Source organism: Rhizobium sp. YTU87027 (genome assembly GCF_050644135.1).
In the GTDB taxonomy this organism is placed as follows: Bacteria; Pseudomonadota; Alphaproteobacteria; order Rhizobiales; family Rhizobiaceae; genus Rhizobium.
Genome location: NZ_CP098440.1, coordinates 800,644 through 819,462, shown reverse-complemented (window position 1 = coordinate 819,462; position 18,819 = coordinate 800,644). Strand labels below are relative to the sequence as shown.

General features: G+C 61.1%; 12 protein-coding genes. 3 read left to right on the top strand and 9 right to left on the bottom strand.

Annotated features, from left to right (window positions below; genetic code table 11):
• Nucleotides 1-48: 48 nt before the first annotated feature.
• A complete protein-coding gene (locus NBG89_RS04100; protein ID WP_431321832.1) occupies nt 49-978 on the bottom strand; it encodes a DMT family transporter in 930 nt (309 codons plus the stop codon).
• 331 nt (nt 979-1,309) lie between these two features.
• Here NBG89_RS04100 and pepN point away from each other — a divergent pair, with 331 nt between their 5' ends.
• Together pepN and NBG89_RS04090 are read left to right on the top strand one after the other, a co-directional pair.
• The gene (gene pepN / locus NBG89_RS04095) at nt 1,310-3,958 is read left to right on the top strand and encodes an aminopeptidase N (protein ID WP_431321831.1); all 2,649 of its coding nucleotides are present in this window, start codon (nt 1,310-1,312) and stop codon (nt 3,956-3,958) included.
• Nucleotides 3,959-4,141: 183 nt separating this feature from the next.
• Nucleotides 4,142-6,460: a PAS domain-containing sensor histidine kinase gene (locus NBG89_RS04090; protein WP_431321830.1), complete on the top strand. Its 2,319-nt coding sequence runs from the start codon at nt 4,142-4,144 to the stop codon at nt 6,458-6,460.
• Here the strand turns inward: NBG89_RS04090 and NBG89_RS04085 are convergent.
• From NBG89_RS04085 to NBG89_RS04070, 4 genes are all read right to left on the bottom strand, one after another.
• A complete protein-coding gene (locus tag NBG89_RS04085; protein ID WP_431321829.1) occupies nt 6,457-9,414 on the bottom strand; it encodes a bifunctional [glutamine synthetase] adenylyltransferase/[glutamine synthetase]-adenylyl-L-tyrosine phosphorylase in 2,958 nt (985 codons plus the stop codon). The two genes, NBG89_RS04090 and NBG89_RS04085, sit on opposite strands and share 4 nt — an antisense overlap.
• Nucleotides 9,415-9,551: 137 nt before the next feature.
• Nucleotides 9,552-10,955: a sensor histidine kinase gene (locus NBG89_RS04080; RefSeq protein ID WP_431321828.1), complete on the bottom strand. Its 1,404-nt coding sequence runs from the start codon at nt 10,953-10,955 to the stop codon at nt 9,552-9,554.
• Nucleotides 10,952-11,629 carry a response regulator transcription factor gene (locus tag NBG89_RS04075; RefSeq protein WP_016553316.1) on the bottom strand — a complete coding sequence of 226 codons (678 nt, stop codon included), beginning with the start codon at nt 11,627-11,629 and terminating at the stop codon, nt 10,952-10,954. Before NBG89_RS04075 ends, NBG89_RS04080 begins: the two co-directional genes overlap by 4 nt.
• Nucleotides 11,630-11,776: 147 nt before the next feature.
• Nucleotides 11,777-13,348: a Do family serine endopeptidase gene (locus NBG89_RS04070; protein WP_088704729.1), complete on the bottom strand. Its 1,572-nt coding sequence runs from the start codon at nt 13,346-13,348 to the stop codon at nt 11,777-11,779.
• Between the two features lie 215 nt (nt 13,349-13,563).
• On the opposite strand from NBG89_RS04070, the gene NBG89_RS04065 reads away from it, so the two are divergent.
• Nucleotides 13,564-14,742 carry an MFS transporter gene (locus NBG89_RS04065; RefSeq protein WP_431321827.1) on the top strand — a complete coding sequence of 393 codons (1,179 nt, stop codon included), beginning with the start codon at nt 13,564-13,566 and terminating at the stop codon, nt 14,740-14,742.
• Nucleotide 14,743: 1 nt separating this feature from the next.
• Here the strand turns inward: NBG89_RS04065 and NBG89_RS04060 are convergent, their stop codons facing one another.
• From NBG89_RS04060 to ccmI, 4 genes are read right to left on the bottom strand one after another with little or no spacing between them, the layout of a single operon-like run.
• The gene (locus tag NBG89_RS04060) at nt 14,744-15,199 is read right to left on the bottom strand and encodes a cytochrome c-type biogenesis protein (protein WP_431321826.1); all 456 of its coding nucleotides are present in this window, start codon (nt 15,197-15,199) and stop codon (nt 14,744-14,746) included.
• Nucleotides 15,196-17,184, bottom strand: a complete 1,989-nt coding sequence (locus NBG89_RS04055; protein WP_431321825.1) for a heme lyase CcmF/NrfE family subunit — start codon at nt 17,182-17,184, stop codon at nt 15,196-15,198. Before NBG89_RS04055 ends, NBG89_RS04060 begins: the two co-directional genes overlap by 4 nt.
• Nucleotides 17,181-17,633, bottom strand: a complete 453-nt coding sequence (gene ccmE / locus NBG89_RS04050) for a cytochrome c maturation protein CcmE (RefSeq protein WP_431321824.1) — start codon at nt 17,631-17,633, stop codon at nt 17,181-17,183. Before ccmE ends, NBG89_RS04055 begins: the two co-directional genes overlap by 4 nt.
• Complete coding sequence (gene ccmI / locus NBG89_RS04045) at nt 17,630-18,763, bottom strand: c-type cytochrome biogenesis protein CcmI (protein WP_431321823.1); 1,134 nt, start codon at nt 18,761-18,763, stop codon at nt 17,630-17,632. Before ccmI ends, ccmE begins: the two co-directional genes overlap by 4 nt.
• Between the last annotated feature and the right edge of the window lie 56 nt (nt 18,764-18,819).

The following is an 18,819-nucleotide window of genomic DNA, read 5'->3' as shown; positions in this document are numbered from 1 at the left end:
GCGCGAGAAATCCGGCAAGACCATCAGAAAGCTAGATTGACGCGGCTTTCACGATCCGGCTTGGCGCGCGGCGCGCCGCTCCAGGTCGAGTTGGTGTTCGCGGTAGATGATGAATATGCCAGCAGCCACGACAATCGCAGTGCCTACTAGCGTGCTGCGGCCAGGGACATCGCCAAACACAAAATACGCAATGACGCCGCCGATCACGATCGACGTGTACTCGAACGGAGCGACAGTCGAGACGTCCGCGTGTCGATAGCTCTCCGTCAACAGGATCTGCGCCACGCCACCGCAGAAACCGGCTGCAATGAGAAACAATTGCGACCCCAGATCAAGGAGCTGCCAGCCGAACGGCACCGTTACGAGTGAGAAGACCGTCGCCGTAATCGAAAAATAGAGGACGATCGTCGCCGTCTTCTCTTCCTCTACCAATCGCCGCACCTGGATCATCGCCATACCGCCCAGCACGGAGGCCATCAGCACGGAGATCGCACCAATCGCCTGCTCGGCATGAACGCCGCCCTCGCGAAAAAGCGTGAGCTTCGGCCAGGATATGATGGCGACACCCACCATTCCGAAAAGCACCGCGCTCCAACGATAGATGCGCACGGTCTCCCCGAGGAACAGTGCGGCAAAAATCACGGCGACAAGCGGCATAGCGTAACCGAGCGCAATCGCCTCCGGCAGCGGCAGATGCAGCAGCCCGTAGAAGCCCAGTCCCATGGAGATGATGCCGAGCGTTCCCCTCTTCAGGTGACCGACCGGATTGGCCGTGTAGAATGCCGATCGCAGCTGGCCCTGATAGCCGAGGTAGGCCATGATCGGAAACAATGCGAAGAAGGAGCGGCAGAAGGTCACCTGCCCTGGCGGAATATCGCTGCCGGCGAGCTTGATGAAGGTCTGCATCGCAAGAAAGACAACCACCGAGCTGACTTTAAGCGCAATGCCCCTCATCGGGTTTCCCGTAGCCGGCCGCATCTCTTGAACTCTTGTATTGCTGTTTGGAGGCAGGAGGACGCGCCAGACTCGACGCACCCTGACTGTGACAGCCGTCGCGCCGAATGAACAGATGGAAAATTGGAAAGTTTCCTGATGATCGAACAAGCTACGTGGATCGGCAGGACTCCGGTTCAAATCCTACTCACGGATCCGCCCAAATAGCCGCGCCCGGTACGTCCAAATCTTCCGCTGCCGTCATTTCGCTTTAACTTTGGTTCAGACTTTAATGTAATCATGCCGTCAAAATTTGTTGTGGAGTGCCCACTCCGCTTACGACGCAGTCATCCGCTCAAGGTCTTCAGGGAACACCATGCGTACAGATACCGGCCAGGTCATCAGTCTGGCAGACTACCAGCCCACCGAATTCGTTCTGGAGCGCGTGGATCTCACCTTCGAACTTGATCCCACAGCAACGAAGGTCGAAGCACGACTGATCTTCCACCGCCGCGAAGGCTCAGATCCCAAGGCTCCGCTGGTGCTCGATGGCGATGAACTGGTGCTTTCTGGACTGTTGTTCGACCAGATGGAGATGTCAGCAGAGCAATACACGGCGACGCCTGAAAGCCTGACGGTCCGCGATCTGCCCGAATCCGAACCTTTCGAACTGACGATAACGACGATCATCAACCCCGAAGCCAACACGCAGCTGATGGGCCTCTACCGCACCGGCGGTATCTACTGCACGCAGTGTGAAGCCGAAGGCTTCCGGCGCATCACCTATTTCCCGGACCGCCCCGACGTCCTGGCGCCGTACACTGTCAACATCATAGCCGACAAGGCGGCCAATCCGCTGCTGCTGTCGAACGGCAATTTCCTCGGTGGCGCCGGCTATGGCGAAGGTAAGCATTTTGCCGCCTGGTTCGACCCGCATCCGAAGCCGAGCTATCTCTTCGCGCTGGTCGCCGGCGATCTCGGCGTCATCGAAGATACGTTCACGACCATGTCGGGTCGCGAGGTCGCGCTGAAGATCTATGTCGAGCACGGCAAAGAGCCCCGCGCCGCCTATGCGATGGACGCGCTGAAGCGGTCGATGAAGTGGGACGAGGACGTCTTCGGACGCGAATATGATCTCGACATCTTCATGATCGTCGCCGTCTCCGACTTCAACATGGGCGCCATGGAGAACAAAGGGCTCAATGTCTTCAACGACAAGTACGTCCTTGCCGATCCTGAAACGGCCACGGATAGCGATTACGCGAACATCGAAGCGATCATCGCCCACGAATACTTCCATAACTGGACCGGCAACCGCATCACCTGCCGGGACTGGTTCCAGCTCTGCCTGAAGGAAGGACTGACCGTTTATCGCGATCACGAGTTCTCGGCCGATCAGCGCTCGCGCCCTGTGAAGCGCATCGCTGAGGTCCGCCACCTGAAATCCGAACAGTTCCCGGAGGATGCGGGTCCGCTCGCGCATCCGGTGCGGCCCATGAAGTATCGCGAGATCAATAACTTCTACACGACGACCGTCTACGAGAAGGGCAGCGAAGTCACGCGTATGATCGCGACGCTGCTCGGCAAGGACACTTTCAAGAAGGGCATGGACCTCTACTTCGATCGTCACGACGGCCAAGCTGTGACGATCGAGGACTTCGTCAAATGCTTCGAGGACGCGAGCGGGCGCGACCTCGCACAGTTCTCGCTCTGGTACCATCAGGCGGGCACACCGCTGGTCACTGCATCGGGCTCCTACGACGCAGCTGCAAAGACCTTCAGCCTTTCGCTGGAGCAAATGATCCCCGCGACGCCCGGTCAGGTGGAGAAGAAGCCGATGCACATCCCGCTGAGTCTGCAGCTCTTCGCGGAAGATGGGGCCACCATAGCTCCGGCCTCCGTCGACGGTGCGGAATATGCCGGCAACGTTTTGCATCTCACCGAACGCACGCAAACGGTCGTATTTCAAGGCATCCCGTCGCGGCCTGTGGTCTCGATCAATCGCAGTTTCTCCGCACCGATCAATCTCCATTTCGACCAGTCGCCCGCCGACTTGGCGCTGCTTGCACGCCACGAGACGGACCATTTCGCGCGCTGGCAGGCCCTGACCGAGCTTGCGCTCCCGAACCTCCTGAACGCGGCGCGCGATGCCCGCGAAGGAAAGACTGTCGGCTCTGAAACAACATTCGTCGACACCCTTGTGGCCGCCGCGGCCGACGAAAGCCTCGAGCCCGCCTTCCGCGCCCAAGCCCTCGCCCTGCCGAGCGAAGCTGATATCGCCCGCGAACTTGGAGGCAACAACGATCCGGACGCGATCCATACCGGACGCCAGGCGGTGATGAAACAAGTCGCGGACGCCGGACGGGACACATTCGTTGCACTCTACGACTCCATGACGACGCCGGGCGCCTTCAGCCCCGACGCCACGAGTGCCGGCCGCCGCGCGCTGCGCAATGCTGCGCTGACCTACCTCGCTTACGCCGAGAATTCGCCGGCACGCGCCAGAGCTGCCTTCGATGCCGCCAACAACATGACTGACTTGTTGCATGCATTGACGGTTCTTGCGCATCGCTTCCCGGACAGCGCCGAAACTGCCGAAGCATTGTCGGCCTTCAAGGACCGCTTCTCAGAGAACGCGCTTGTCGTAGACAAATGGTTTTCCGTCCAAGCCACCATACCGGGCGAAGGTACGCTTGATCGAGTGCAAGAACTGATGGAGAACCCTCTGTTCAAGAGGACCAATCCCAACCGGGTCCGTTCGCTGATCGGGACCTTCGCTTTTGCTAATCCGACTGGCTTCGGCCGTGCCGACGGCGAAGGCTACCGCTTCCTCGCGCATGAGATTCTCGACATTGATCAGCGCAACCCTCAGTTGGCCGCCCGCATTCTGACGTCAATGCGTTCCTGGCGCTCCCTCGAGCCGGTTCGGCAGGATCATGCGCGCGCCGCCCTGCTGGAAATCGAACGGGCCACCGAGCTTTCGACCGACGTCCGCGACATTGTCGAACGCACTCTGAAAGGGTGATTTGCCGTCGATTGCTGCTGCGACACTTGCAGCGGCAATCCGACCGCCAAAGAAAATTCAGCATCTAGAATCGGTTAACAGATTTTTACCTTTTCCTCTGGACAAGGCGAATCACCAATGATTCATTGAGTTAGGTTCGGGCGAGCGGCGCTGCGAATCACACGAGGGATCAAGGCTGAAGAGATGATGAACGTGCGGCGGGCGACCGCAGCCGAGGGACGGCTGCGTGTCGATTTCGACGGCCTCCTGGCCTGGCGTGATAGCTTTTCAGCCAGGCGCTCCCGTGCTTCCTTGTCGTCCTCGCGCAACCTCTCCCAGGTCGAAATCGTCCTGAAGCGAATTATTCCGATCCTGATCGTGGCCTTCCTTACGGTTGTGGCTGCATCGCACTTTTTCGGGATGGTTTCCGAGTACGGTAGGACAGAGGCTGCCGCCCGCCACTCCACCGCACTTGCCGCCGCGACGGCCGCTGCGGCCTTCTCCGATGCCAACCAGATATTCGAAACCGCAGATGTCATGCAGGCGCAGGCTCGGCTGGCGCGCTTCCTACCGCAAGATCGCCTGGACGATGACGCCTTTGTGCTATTGGTGCAGCCGAGTGGCAAGGTGTTCGCAGCAACGGCAGCCGGCTCGGCCTATCTTGGCTCCAGCGTCGGCGACTTCTTCTCGGAGGTCTCAGCGATCCGCCGTTTCGGCGATCGCGCCGGCGTCATAGAAACGACGATCAGCGGCCGCCCACACTACGCCGAAATCACTCTGATTGGCGAATCCGGCGGCTATGTCATCGCAGCGACATCGCTGGAGCGGATTGGCAAGCTCTGGCGCGACGAAGTCACGCTGAACGTGACCCTCTTCGCCGGCATCTCCTCGATCCTGCTCGTCATCCTCTACGCCTATTACATGCAGGTGAAGCGCGCCCGTGACGCCGATGATATCTTCCTGGAGTCGAACCTTCGTGTCGAGACCGCGCTGTCGCGCGGTCGCTGCGGGCTCTGGGACTTCGATTTCGACAGGCGCGAATTCTACTGGTCGCGCTCGATGTACGAGATGCTGGGGCTTCCGGGTTCAGACCGGACGATGTGCTTCAGCGATGCGGCACGTCTGATGCATCCGGAGGACGGCGGTGTCTATGAAATCGCCCGATCGATTGCCCGCGGCGATGCCGGCCAGGTCGACCAGATCTTCCGCATGCGACATGCAGGCGGTCATTATGTCTGGATGCGGGCCCGCGCTCAGGTGATCCGCACCAACTCAGGCCGCGTCCATATGATCGGTATCGCGATGGACGTGACCGAACAGCATCGCCTCGCCCAGCGCTACGCCGAGGCCGACCAACGCCTGGCTGACGCCATCGAATGCACGTCCGAGGCCTTCGTGCTTTGGGACAAGAACGACCGCCTTGTCATGTGCAACACGCACTTTCAGCAGGCATATGGGCTGCCCGACAGCGTGCTGGTCCCTGGCACCGAGCGCAACGTCGTCAACGCCGCGGCGGCACGCCCTGTCATCGAGCGCCGCATCGCCGACGCAGATGGCTCCGGCTATTCCCGCACAACCGAGGTACAGCTTGCCGACGAACGCTGGCTGCAGATCAACGAGCGCCGTACCCGCGACGGCGGCATGGTTTCGGTCGGCACCGATATCACCTTGCTGAAGCGCAACCAGGAGCGTCTGCGCGATTCTGAACGCCGGCTCATGGCAACGATCGGCGACCTCTCCGCTTCCCGCCAGACTCTGGAAAGCCAGAAGTCAGCGCTCTCTGTGGCGAACTCCAACTACCTAGTCGAAAAGGAACGCGCGGAAGCCGCCAACCGGGCAAAGAGCGAGTTCCTGGCCAACATGTCTCACGAGCTCCGCACGCCGCTCAACGCGATCCTCGGCTTTTCGGAGATTCTGCAGGATCAGATGTTCGGCCCGCTCGGCTCGTCGAAGTACAATGAATATGCACGCGACATCCATGACAGCGGCAAGCACCTCTTGAACGTCATCAGCGACATTCTCGACATGTCCAAGATCGAAGCAGGCCACATGAAGCTCGAATGCGAGACGATCGATCTTGCACCACTCATCGAGGAAAGCCTTCGCTTCACCGCGATCCCGGCTGCACAGAAGAATATCTTCGTCGAGCAGCGCATTTGCGAGGGGATGCGGCTGACCGCCGACCGCCGCGCCATTAAGCAAATCCTGCTCAACCTGCTTTCCAACGCCGTAAAGTTCACCAATGAAGGCGGCCGCATCGCTGTTCGCACGCGCCGCACCAACAGCGGTGTCATGCTGACGATTGCAGACACTGGCATCGGTATCCCTCGCGCGGCGCTCGGCAAGATCGGCCAACCCTTCGAGCAGGTGCAAAACCAGTATGCGAAAAGCAAGGGAGGTTCTGGCCTCGGTCTCGCGATCTCGCGGTCGCTGACGACGCTTCACGGGGGCAAAATGAAGATCCGCTCACGCGAAGCGATCGGCACCGTCATTTCACTCCACATCCCGAACAACGGCCGCTAAGATCTCACCACTGTCTGGAATATTTGCCTGACGGCTTTCGAAAGCCGTTTGATCTCTCCCTCAAGCGTCTTGATGTCAGGACAGTCGCCTGCACGGGAAACGAGATCGGTCAGGCCCGCCGGCGCTTCCTTCGGATCGAACAGACCGTCGATGCAGAGCCGGATGAGCTGCGAAATGTCAGTATAGAGCGACAGCGCCGCAAGGCAGAGTTCCATGTCATCGCGGTCCATCAATTCCACGCCGACGAGCTTTAACTGCCCCGCCGTATTGAAATCGTCCTCCTCGATGAGCAGGCCTTTCGTGGAGGCCACTAGCCGCAGATATTGCGCGATGAATTCGATGTCGATCAGCCCGCCCGGAATGAGCTTCAGGTCCCAGATACTGGCCGGCGGCTTTTCTTGCTCGATCAAGGCCCGCATCTCCAACACGTCCTTGGCGATCTTCGCTGTATCGGTCTTCGAAAGGAGCACGTCGGCGATGATCCGCTCGGCCTCCCTGATCAGTTCTTTGTCGCCACACACGAGGCGCGCACGCGTGAGCGCCATGTGCTCCCAGGTCCAAGCCTCTTCCCGCTGATATTTTTCGAAGGACTTGATGCGAGTAGCGACCGGCCCCTTGTTTCCAGACGGTCTGAGGCGCATGTCGACTTCATAGAGCACCCCCTCGGCCATCGGCGCAGAGAGCGCCGAGATCAGTCGCTGCGTGATGCGGGTGAAATAGCGCGTCGCGTCGAGAGGCTTGGGGCCCGAGGATTCGGCGGCTTCATCGTCGTAGTCGTAAAGCAGGATGATATCGATGTCGGAGCCGCGAGTGAGCTCGAAGCTGCCGAGCTTGCCCATGCCGACGACCGCAACGCGGCCATCCGGAAAATCACCATGAGCCGTCCTGATCTCCTTCATGACGGCATCGAGCGCCGCTTCGATGACGAGATCGGCCAGATGCGTGAAGGCGCGGCCGGCCATGGCGCCCCGGATTGCGCCGGTCAACAGCCGGATGCCAATGAGGAAGCGCTGTTCGTCGGCGAAGATGCGCAGTCGATCGAGCACCTCCTCATAGTACCGCGCAGGCGCCAGAAAGCCGCGGATGCGCTCGGCGAGATAGGCGCGCGTCGGCAATTCCGCCATCAGCCCGGGATCAAGCATGCCGTCGAAGACATGTGGTTTGGCGGCAATTACCCCTGCAAGCTTCGGAGCCGACGACATGATGTTGACGATGAGCGACAAGAGCGCGGGGTTGCTGCCGAGAAGCGAAAACAACTGAATGCCGGCAGGCAGGCCCGAGAGAAAGCTATCGAAGCGCAGAATCGCTTCATCGGCGCGCTTGCTCTCACCGAACACGCGCAGCAATTCCGGCGTCAACTCCGTCAGGCGCTCGCGTGCCTCCACCGACTGCGTCGCCTTGTAGCGACCGTAGTGCCAGGTGCGGATGACGCGCGAGATATCGGAGGGCCGCTCGAAGCCGAGCTTGCGCAGCGTGTTCAACGTATCGGGATCATCCCCCTGACCGGTGAAAACCAAATTGCCCGTTCCCGTCGAGAGCTTGGTTTCCTGTTCGAACAGGCGGGCATAGCGCCGCTCGACCGTCTTGAAAACCTCGACCAGCCGCGTGGCAAAACTCGGCGTGTCGTCGAAGCCCATCATGAAGGCGATGCGCTTCAGGTCGGCTTCTGTCTCCGGAAGAAGATGCGTTTGCTCATCGTGCACCATTTGAATGCGATGCTCGACGTCACGAAGGAACCAATAGGCCTCGGTCAGCTCGTCGCGGGTCTCCTCGTCGATCCACTTCGCCTTTGTCAACTCCCCCAGCGTCTCTTCGGTGCCGCGGCAACGAAGTGCTGGCATCCGGCCGCCGGCGATCAGCTGCTGCGTCTGCGCGAAGAACTCGATCTCACGGATGCCGCCGCGGCCAAGCTTTACGTTATGACCTTTCACGGCGATCGCGCCATGACCCTTGTGAGCATGGATCTGCCGCTTGATGGAATGAATGTCGGCGATGGCCGCGTAGTCGAGATACTTGCGGAAAACGAAAGGAACGAGCCCGCGCAGGAACTGTTCGCCAGCCTGGATATCGCCAGCGACCGCGCGCGCCTTGATGAAGGCAGCACGCTCCCAATTTTGCCCCCTACCCTCATAGTAGATCATCGCCGCGTCGACGGGGATCGCAAGCGGAGTTGATCCCGGGTCGGGTCGCAGCCGCAAGTCGGTGCGGAAGACGTATCCATCCGCCGTCCGCTCCTGCATGATCCGTACGAGTCGCCGCATCAACCGCGGGAAGATCTCGATCGCGGCGTCGGGATCCGCGACGATCCCCGCCTGTTCGTCGAAGAATACGACCAGATCGATATCCGACGAGTAGTTGAGCTCGGAGGCACCAAGCTTGCCCATGCCGAGGACGATCAACCCCGAGCCCTCGCTTGGAGCTGCCACGGTCTTCAGCGTCACTTTACGTCCATCGTGAGCCGCGAGCAGGAGGTGATCGATCGCCGCCCCGACAGACGCTTCCGCCAGCCGACTCAGCCAGGCGGTCGTCACGCGGCCGTCGAACACGCGGGCGAGATCGGCGAGGGCGACAAGAAAGGCAACCTTGCGCTTGATGATGCGCAGATGGCTCATGACTTCGGCTTCACTCAGCGCCTCGCCGCCTGCTGCCGGTTTCCAGCATGCGCGCGCTTCTGCGATTAGGGCCTCTATGCGCGGCTCCAGCGGCTCTGAAATCGCGGTTGCGAGGATTGCCGTATCGATGTTCGCAATGTCACGCAGAAAGGGGGACAGGGTCAGCGCGGCGGTGACGAAGTCGCGAAGTGCGCCTTCCGCCTTGAGCATCTCCGCCACGGCCGGCTCGCTTTTGCCGATCTTCTGGAGGTCCGTCTGGGCAAGCTTCAGCTCGCTCTTGTTCAGCGGCTTCAGCAACCCTTCGGTTACTTCCACAAGGCTATGCCTCGAACTCGTCAGCATGCACCCTCCCTGGCGAACAGAACCGAGAACCGCCGGGGAGAATCATAGCAGCTTCCGGCAACTACGAACTAAGGTAGGGTCTATGGCGGCGATGGCCAACATCGAATTCGATCCGCAGCAACCGTGCTCGCGAGGCGCTATTTCGCCGGAAAGATCATGCTGACGATAAGACCTCGCTTCTCCTGGTTTTGCGGATCGGTATCGGAAAGCTCCAGCTTCCCACCGTGCAATTCCATCACCGCCTCGACCAGGGAGAGGCCAAGGCCAGTGCCGGGCTTTGAGCGACTTTCATCCAGCCGCACGAAACGTTTGAGCACATCTTCCCGCTTTTCGGCCGGGATACCCGGTCCACGATCGGCAACGGAAATGCAAATGCCGTCAGGACGGCGAAGCAACGTGAGTGCTATGTCGCCGTGTCCATCCGCACCCGAGGAATACTTGATTGCATTGTCGATGAGATTGAAAATCGCCTGGCCGATCAGTTCGCGGTTGCCCTGCACGTCGATGTCAGGCTCGATCGACGACGTAAGGGCCAGCCCCGCTTCGTCAGCGACGGGCTCATAGAGTTCCGCGCTGTCGGCGACGATAGCCGAGAGGTCCACCAGTGACATCTCGGCAGCGACCGATCCCGCCTCTACCCGCGAAATCATCAGCAGGGCGTTGAACGTACGTATCAATTGATCGGACTCGGAGATGATCCCCTCAAGCGCAGTGCGCCGCACCCCGCCGTCCGTGGTGTCCAGTGCATCGGCGGCCTTGTTGCGCAACCGCGTCAGCGGCGTCTTCAGGTCATGCGCAATGTTGTCGGAAACCTGCCGCAAGCCCTCGTTCAGCTTCTCTATCCGACCGAGCATCGTATTGAGCGACACCGAAAGGCGATCGAACTCGTCGCCCGAGCCCCCGACAGGAAGACGCTGTGATAGATCACCGGCCATGATCTTCTTGCTGGCATCCGACATGCGGTCGATGCGCTTCAGGGCGTTTCGACCGATACCGAACCAGATGATGATCGCCCCGAGACCCATGATTGCCAGCGCGATCATCAGCGCCTGCCGGACCAGTCCGCGGAAGGCTTCGGGCTCACCGAGGTCGCGGCCGATCAGCAGACGCAACCCATTGTCCAAGACGAAGACATTGGCAACGGCCATATGCCGGCGGCTGAGGCCGCTTTCCGCATAGCGCTGATACATGAAGGGCAAGGAGGTCCACCCCTCCTCATCGAGTACACCAGGCTGCACGGAAGCGACGTTGCCGGCGAGAATATCGCCCGAGGGACCGGCAATGATGTAGAGATTGGCGCCCGGCTGGCGCGCGCGGCGTTCCATTGTCCGCAGGAGGAGGTTCATGCCGCCGGTATCGTAGGCGCGCTGGACCTGATCCACTTCCTGCTGCACAGCCTCGCGGATCTGGTTTGTCAGAAGCCGCTCGGACATCGCCGTTACATAGAAGACCAGAGTCGCGGCGCAGATGGCGAAGAGCAGGATATAAAGTGCCGAAAGGCGGACCGCCGTGGACTTGAAGAGAAACCAGAAACGGTTCATCCCTCGTCCTTGATCATATACCCCGCGCCGCGAATGGTCTTGAGAAGCGGCTGGCTGAAGTCCTTCTCGATCTTCGACCGCAGCCGGGACACGTGAACGTCGATGACGTTGGTCTGCGGATCGAAGTGGTAATCCCAGACGTTCTCGAGAAGCATCGTGCGGGTCACGACCTGACCGGCGTTCTTCATCAAATATTCGAGGAGGCGGAATTCGCGCGGTTGCAGCGGTATTTCCTTGCCGCCGCGGCGAACCTCATGCGCAAGCCTGTCGAGTTCAAGGTCGCCGACGCGATAAACGACGTCCTGATCCGGCGTGCCCTTGCGGCGACCCAGCACCTCGACGCGGGCAAGAAGCTCACTGAATGCATAAGGCTTCGGGAGATAGTCGTCGCCGCCTGCCCTGAGGCCGGTTACGCGATCATCCACCTGACCGAGGGCGGAGAGAATGAGAACGGGCGTGTGAATTCCCTTGCGGCGCAGTTCGCTGATAACGGACAGACCATCGCGGCGCGGCAACATGCGATCGATAACGATCACGTCGTAGGTGTTTTCCGAGCCCATGAAGAGGCCGCTTTCGCCGTCGCTCGCGTGATCCGCCACGATGCCCGCCTCACGAAAGGCCTTGGTGAGGTAGACCGCTGCTTCCAGATCGTCTTCGATGATGAGAATCTTCATGCGGCCGACATTACTTGCCGGTTGCGTTTCGGCAAGGCTTAAACCTTCTTCCTGCTGCACAGAGGTCATTGCATTCACCCTATGGATATTGGCGAAAAGGAGCCGCGCCGGTAAGGCGCGACTCCCATCCTGTCAGGGTCGGGATGATTAGCCCTGGCCGTTGATCGGAAGGGCGACGAAGCGGCTGCCGTCCTTCGACTGGATCTGGAACAGCGCGCGGGTGCGCCCATCCTTCTTCGCCTGGTTCAGGACCTTGACGACATCGTCGGCATTGGAGACTTCCTGGTTGTTGACCGAGGTGATCTTCTCGCCTTCCTTGATGCCCTTGTCGGCCGCGTCGGAGTTCGGGTCGATACCCGTGATCTGCAGGCCCTTGCCATCCTCAGCCGGACCAACCGTCAGGCCGAGATCGGCCAGCGCCTTTTCCGAAGCGGGAGCCTGGCTTTCCGGTGCCTGATCGCCGTCATCAGCGGAAGCATCCTTCTGTTCAGCAGGCAGCGTTCCGAGTTCGACCGTCAGAGACTGAGCCTTGCCAGAGCGCCAAACGGAGAGCTCGACCTTCTTGCCCGGCGTCATGGCGCCGATACGACGGCTCAGATCGCGGGCATCCTTGACGGTTTCGCCGTTGACCGCAGTCACGACATCACCTGCCTTCATACCGGCCTTCTCACCGGGCGTTCCCGGCTGAGCGGAGACGACCAACGCGCCGCTTGCCTCGGAAAGGCCAAGTGAGTCAGCAATGTCCTTGGTAACCGGCTGGATCTGGACACCCAGGTAGCCGCGGGACACCTGGCCGTCCTTCATCAGGTCGGCAACGACATCCTTGGCCGTGGACGCCGGGATGGCGAACGCAATACCTACACTGCCACCGGACGGAGAGAAGATCGCGGTGTTGATGCCAACGACTTCGCCATTAAGATTGAAGGTCGGGCCACCGGAGTTACCGCGGTTCACCGCAGCATCAACCTGCAGATAATCGTCATACGGACCAGAGCCGATGTCGCGGCCACGAGCCGAGACGATACCGGCAGTCACCGTACCACCGAGACCGAAGGGGTTACCGACCGCGACGACCCAGTCGCCGACGCGAACATTGTTGTCATCGGCCCAGTTGACGTAGGCGAACTTGCGGCCCTTGCCATCGACCTTGAGGACAGCGAGGTCCGTACGCGGATCCTTGCCGATCAGCTTGGCATCGAGTTCGGTACCATCGTTCATCACTGCAACGAATGCCGCGCCATCGGAAACGACGTGGTTGTTGGTGACGATGTAGCCGTCCTCGGAAATGAAGAAGCCAGAGCCCTGTGCAACCGGACGCAGACGACCCTTGCCATCCTGCGGGCCATGATGCCCCTGCGGACCGCGGCGGCCCTGCGGCCCCTGCGGACCCTGCTCACCGAACTGACGGAAGAACGGCTTCAGGGCATCCGGAAGATCGTCGAAGCCGCGGCCGTTGAAGTCGAAGGCAAAACCATTGCCCTCATCGTCGGATACTGGGTTGACGCGATTTTCAACACGCACGGAAACGACTGCCGGCGAAACGGCATCGACAACATTCGCGAAGCTCGGAACGGAGGGCGCCTGAACCTTTACGGCTTCAGCATAGGAACGCGTGATTTCGAGGGGAATACCGGTCGCAAGCACCGCAGCGGCAAGACCGGCGACGGTCGAAGCCTTCAGCGCGGTAGTGAGCGACGGAGCTTTGATATTCTTGAACATGAGTGGCACCTTCTTTGACTTCAACATCTACAGGATCAGGATGACCGGATCGGTTGATGAAGGAAGATATAGGACGGCACACCTTACTGCGAACTGTCCGAGCGATGAAAAATTCGTAATGTGCGATACGACCGCTGCAATCTGAGGAGCAAACTCCTCGACTAGAGCGCGAGAAGTCGATAATCCTCCTCCTCACACCGGAGGAGGATGAGACAATGGCCCATGTGGTCACGGGGGAGGATTTTGCGCCTGATACTGCAGCGCTTGCCGCCGTCATCTTCGGTGTCACCGCCTTCGCTGTTGCGCAGGGACTGACCTACCCGCTAATTTCTCTCGTTCTCGAGCATCGCAATATTTCGCCGAGTCTTATCGGCTTCAATGCCGGCTGCTTTGCGGCAGGCCTTGCTGTCGCGACATTCGCTGTGACGTGGCTATCACGCAAAGTGCGGGGCGACCGCCTGATCGTTGTCGGGTTGATCGGCTGCGCGGTCAGCCTTTCCACCTTCGCGACGTTCGACATTTTCTGGGTGTGGTGCGTCGCCCGCTTTTGCCTCGGTTTCTTCGTCAGCCTGATCTTCATGTTGAGCGAGGCCTGGCTCAATACAGCGTGCCCGGATCGCCTGCGCGGACGCGTCTCCGGTCTCTATGGGGCTGGTATGTGCGGTGGCTTTGCAGCTGGCCCGCTCGTGATTCCGATCTTCGGCACCGAGCAAGGCTTTGCCTTCGCGTTGCTTGCGGTCTACGTCGCCTGCGTCGCCTTCCTGACGGTCATCCTTACCCGGAGAGCACGGACGCTTCCCGAGCAGGCCGCATCGGGCGCGCTCTTCAAGTTTGTCCGAAGCGCGCCGATGCTGATCTGCATGGTAATCGCATTTGCATTTGCTGACATTGCCGCCATCTCGGCGATGCCGGTCTACTTTGTTCGGGTCGGTTACTCCGAAGCGTTCGCCGCCGTCAGCGTCACAGTGCTTGCGCTACCGACGGCGCTTGCCCAGCCGGTGGTCGGCTGGCTTCTTGACAAGACCTCGCGTTTCGGCGTCGCCATCTGCTCCGGCCTCCTTGCCGGACTGAGCTTCATGGCGATCCCATTTCTTGAGTCGCAGGCGGCAATTCTCGTGATGTTCGGCATCATGGGCGCGGCGAGCTTTTCGCTCTACACCTGCGCCTTGACGATCCTCGGGGAACGCTACGCCGGCGATACGCTTGTCGCGGGAAGTGCGGCCTTCGCCCTTGCATATGCCGGCGGCAGCGCGGTGGGTTCATCCTCGGTCGGCGCGGTGATGGACATCTATTCGCCATCGGCAGGACCGATCGCGGCCGGTGGCGTGGTGCTCGCATTCACCGCGGCGCTTGTCGCGTCCGTCGTGCGAGGCCGCCTCCGCAGACGGTCGTAGGTCACTCGTCGAGCAATTCGCTCAATCGCGCCTGTTCTTCGGCGGTCAGCTTGGAGCCCGTTGGCCGGCCCGCCCTTTTCCGCGCGAAGACGATCAGCGATAGGCCACCTGCAACAACCAGCAGGAGCGGAGCGCCCCACAGGAGGATCGTCTTCGTTTCAAAGCGCGGCTTCAGCAAGACGAACTCGCCGTATCGCGAGACGATGTAGTTGATCACCTGCTCATCGGTGTCGCCATCGGTGAGCCGCTCGCGCACCAGCAGGCGCAGGTCTTTGGCGAGCTCGGCATTGGAATCGTCGATCGACTGGTTCTGGCAGACCATGCAGCGCAGCTCCGCGGAGATCGCCCGGGCCCGCGCCTCGAGCCCAGGATCGGCCAGAACCTCATCCGGATTGACGGCAAAGGCCGGCGTGGTCGACAGAACGACCGCCAGTACGACGAGGAGGCGCCTAATCATTCCGCCGGCTCCATGGCCGGGCGCGCCGGCTTTGCCCTGCGGCTTGGAGCCCCGACCCGCAGGCGCCGGTCGCTCAGCGAAACGACCCCGCCAATCGCCATGATCACCGCGCCACCCCAGATGCAAAGGATGAAGGGCTTCCACCAGATGCGCACGACGATGCCGCCGTCGTTCGTCGGATCGCCGAGCGACAGGTAGAGTTGGCTGAGGCCGAACGTCACAATGCCGGCTTCGGTCGTCGGCATCTGCCGCGCCGTGTAGACCCGTTTGGACGACCAGACATCGGCAACCTCGACGCCGCCGCGGCTGATGGTGAAGTGACCGCGCTCCTCGCTGTAGTTAGGGCCTGTGGCCGGCGTCATGCCGTCGAACCGCACGGAATAGCCGCCGGCGTCCACGGTCTGGCCGGGCTTCATCTCGACGACATGCTCGGTTTCGAAGGTGGTCACCGCGACGATGCCGAGGACGGCAACGCCAAGCCCGGCATGCGCGAGCGCCGTGCCGAAAGCCGAGCGCGGCAGTCCGGCAAGACGCTTCCAGGCAACGGAAGCCGCAACCTTGCCCACGCCGGCGCGATACCAAAGATCAGCAAGCGCCCCGAAAACCAGGAATAGCCCCGCGGCCAGCCCGACCACCGCAAGCACCGGCCCTCCATGCTCGACGTAAAAGAACACAACGGCCGCAATGAAGGCCAGGATCGCGACCAGATAGAGCCGCTGGAAAACAGCAAGCAAGTCGCCGCGCTTCCAGGCCAGCAGCGGGCCGAAGGGGACGATGACCAGCAGCGGCGCCATCAAGAGCCCGAAGGTCATGTTGAAGAACGGCGGTCCGACCGAGATCTTGTCGCCGGTGATGGTCTCCAAAAGCAGCGGATAGAGCGTGCCGGTCAGCACCGTGCCGCAGGCCACCGTCAGAATGAGGTTGTTGAGGACGAGCGCCCCTTCGCGCGAAATCGGCGCGAACAAGCCGCCGGCCGACAGGAGCGGGGCACGGAATGCGAAGAGCGACAGCGACCCGCCGATGAAGACAAGCAGAATGCACAGGATGAAGATGCCGCGCGAGGGATCGCTGGCAAAGGCATGCACCGAGGTCAAAACCCCGGAGCGCACAAGGAAGGTGCCCATCAGCGACAGCGAGAACGTCAGGATGGCGAGCAGAACCGTCCAGATCTTCAGCGCCTCGCGCTTTTCCATGACGAGCGCCGAATGCAGAAGCGCGGTGCCGGCAAGCCACGGCATGAAGGATGCATTCTCGACCGGATCCCAGAACCACCAGCCACCCCAGCCGAGCTCGTAATAGGCCCAGTAAGACCCCATGGCGATGCCGAGCGTCAGGAAGGTCCAGGCAGCCAGCGTCCACGGCCGTACCCAGCGCGCCCAGGCGGCATCGATACGCCCTTCGAGAAGGGCTGCCACGGCGAAGGAGAAGCAGACCGAGAAGCCGACGTAACCCAGGTAGAGCAGCGGCGGATGGATCGCGAGGCCGACGTCCTGCAGGACGGGGTTGAGGTCCTTGCCCTCGGCTGGCGCCGGATCCAGGCGCATGAACGGGTTGGACGTGAGCAGGATGAACAGAATGAAGGCGACCGAGATCCAGGCCTGCACGGCAAGGACATTGGCCCGCAGCGTGTCAGGCAAATTGCCCCCGAAGGCAGCAACCAGCGCGCTGAACAGCGCCAGGATCAGCAGCCAGAGCATCATCGAGCCTTCGTGATTGCCCCATACGCCGGAAAACTTGAAGAGCAGCGGGACCAGCGAGTGCGAGTTCTCCCAGACGTTTTCGACCGAGAAGTCCGAAACCACATGGGCATAGGTCAGGACGGCAAAGGAGAAGGCGACCAGTGCAAACATCGCCACGGAGCCGACGGAGGCGACGTCCATCATGGCGCGGTCGAGGCGTCTTGCACCGATGACCGGAACAACCGAGATCACAAGCGCCGTCGCCAGCGCGAGAATGAGAGCGTAGTGGCCGATCTCGATGATCATTGCGCCGCCTCCCCTTCCTTCCAGAGCCCCTGCGCCTTCAGCTTGTCGGCGACTTCCTTCGGCATGTACTTCTCGTCGTGCTTGGCAAGCACCGTATCGGCGGTGAAGACGTCGCTGCCCGCCTCGAAGCGGCCCTCGGTCACGACGCCCTGACCTTCCCGAAAGAGATCGGGCAGAATGCCGGTATAGCGGACCCTCACAAGGTCACCGGTCGCATCGGTGACGGCAAATTGCACTGTCGAGCCCTCGCCCCGCACGATGCTGCCCTCGCCGACAAGGCCGCCGAGACGGATGCGCGTTCCAAGCGGCACCGGATTCTTTGCAATGTCTGCCGGCATGTAGAAATAGGCAACCGATTGGCTGAAGGCGAACATGACGAGCAGCACCGCGGCGAGGATGAAACTCATGCCGCCAGCGATGATTGCCAAGCGTTTCTGCTTGCGCGTCATCTGGTTGTTCCTTCCGTCGCAATGTCGAGCTCTCGCGCCAGGGCCAGCAGTTGCTTGCCTTGTTCGCTGTCAGCCGGAAACGCCGCCAGTCCGCGTTTCAGAGCTCCAACCGCACGATCCTTGTCCTTCAATACGACATAAGAGCGGACGAGCCGCAACCAGCCTTCGAGATTGTTCGGGTCCTCGGTGAGCTTCGCATCCAGGCTTGCCACCATGCCCTGAATCATTTGCTGCTGGTCGCCAGCGTTCATGTTCTTTGCGGCCGCAACGTCCGCCTGCGTCGGATTGCCCGGCGCATTCGCAGCGCCGCTCGACAATGCGCCGCCATTCTTCGCAATATGCTCGGCGACAAGCGGCAGCCAGGGCGCGTCGGCGGGCGACTGCTTGGCAAGTGCCTCAAATGCGGTTTTCGCCTCGGCAGCCTTGCCGGCCTGCTCCATACCGAGTGCCAAGTAAAAACTTGCCTTTGGATTGTCCGGCTGCAGTTGAAGCGACTGTTCCAGTACCTTGCGCGCATCTTCGGTGACGACGCCGTCCGACTTTGCCATCAACGTCTCGGCGAGGCCATCCAGCCGTGCTACGCTTGGTCCCAGCAGGCGGATCGCATGGCGGTAGGCATTTTCTGCATCGGCAACGCGCATGGTGTTGAAGTAAATCGGCGCCAACACGTCCCAGCCCTTGCCGTCAGCGGGATTCTGCGCCAAGTGCCGCTCGGCCTTGGCGACCAGGATCGCCATATCGTTGCCAGGGTTCGCAAGTCGGGCTTCCAGCGGCTGCGACGGCAAATCCGGTCGCCCCACCAGAATGTAAAGACAGAGCCCCACGATCGGCAGCATCAGCAGCACGAAGGCTTCGGACAGACGGTGATGCTTCGAGAGCTTGCGATCGGTCACCGGCGCGGCCGACACTGTGATCAGCCGTCGGCCGATTTCAGCTCGCGCATAGTCCGCCTCGTCGGCTGAAATCAGTCCGCCGGCGAGGTCACGATCGAGTTCGCGCAACTGATCGCGATAGACGGCAGCCTCCCCGGCGCGCGTGTCGTCGACCGCTTCGGCACCACGCAAAAGCGGATAAAGCAGAATTGCAGCGACAACCGCCGTTAGAGCGGCCACAAGAATCCAGAAAAGCATAGCCGCCAAATACTCGAAGCGAGCGCCTATTCCAACAAGCAAAGCCGCAATGACGA

Excerpts from the sequence above, each read along its gene's own strand:
- NBG89_RS04100 (WP_431321832.1), bottom strand. The coding sequence starts at position 978 with ATGCGGCCGGCTACGGGAAACCCGATGAGGGGCATTGCGCTTAAAGTC.
- NBG89_RS04075 (WP_016553316.1), bottom strand. The coding sequence starts at position 11,629 with ATGAAGATTCTCATCATCGAAGACGATCTGGAAGCAGCGGTCTACCTC.
- NBG89_RS04070 (WP_088704729.1), bottom strand. The coding sequence starts at position 13,348 with ATGTTCAAGAATATCAAAGCTCCGTCGCTCACTACCGCGCTGAAGGCT.
- NBG89_RS04060 (WP_431321826.1), bottom strand. The coding sequence starts at position 15,199 with ATGATTAGGCGCCTCCTCGTCGTACTGGCGGTCGTTCTGTCGACCACG.
- ccmI (WP_431321823.1), bottom strand. The coding sequence starts at position 18,763 with ATGCTTTTCTGGATTCTTGTGGCCGCTCTAACGGCGGTTGTCGCTGCA.
- pepN (WP_431321831.1), top strand. The coding sequence starts at position 1,310 with ATGCGTACAGATACCGGCCAGGTCATCAGTCTGGCAGACTACCAGCCC.
- ccmE (WP_431321824.1), bottom strand. The coding sequence starts at position 17,633 with ATGACGCGCAAGCAGAAACGCTTGGCAATCATCGCTGGCGGCATGAGT.
- NBG89_RS04090 (WP_431321830.1), top strand. The coding sequence starts at position 4,142 with ATGATGAACGTGCGGCGGGCGACCGCAGCCGAGGGACGGCTGCGTGTC.
- NBG89_RS04055 (WP_431321825.1), bottom strand. The coding sequence starts at position 17,184 with ATGATCATCGAGATCGGCCACTACGCTCTCATTCTCGCGCTGGCGACG.
- NBG89_RS04065 (WP_431321827.1), top strand. The coding sequence starts at position 13,564 with ATGGCCCATGTGGTCACGGGGGAGGATTTTGCGCCTGATACTGCAGCG.
- NBG89_RS04080 (WP_431321828.1), bottom strand. The coding sequence starts at position 10,955 with ATGAACCGTTTCTGGTTTCTCTTCAAGTCCACGGCGGTCCGCCTTTCG.
- NBG89_RS04085 (WP_431321829.1), bottom strand. The coding sequence starts at position 9,414 with ATGCTGACGAGTTCGAGGCATAGCCTTGTGGAAGTAACCGAAGGGTTG.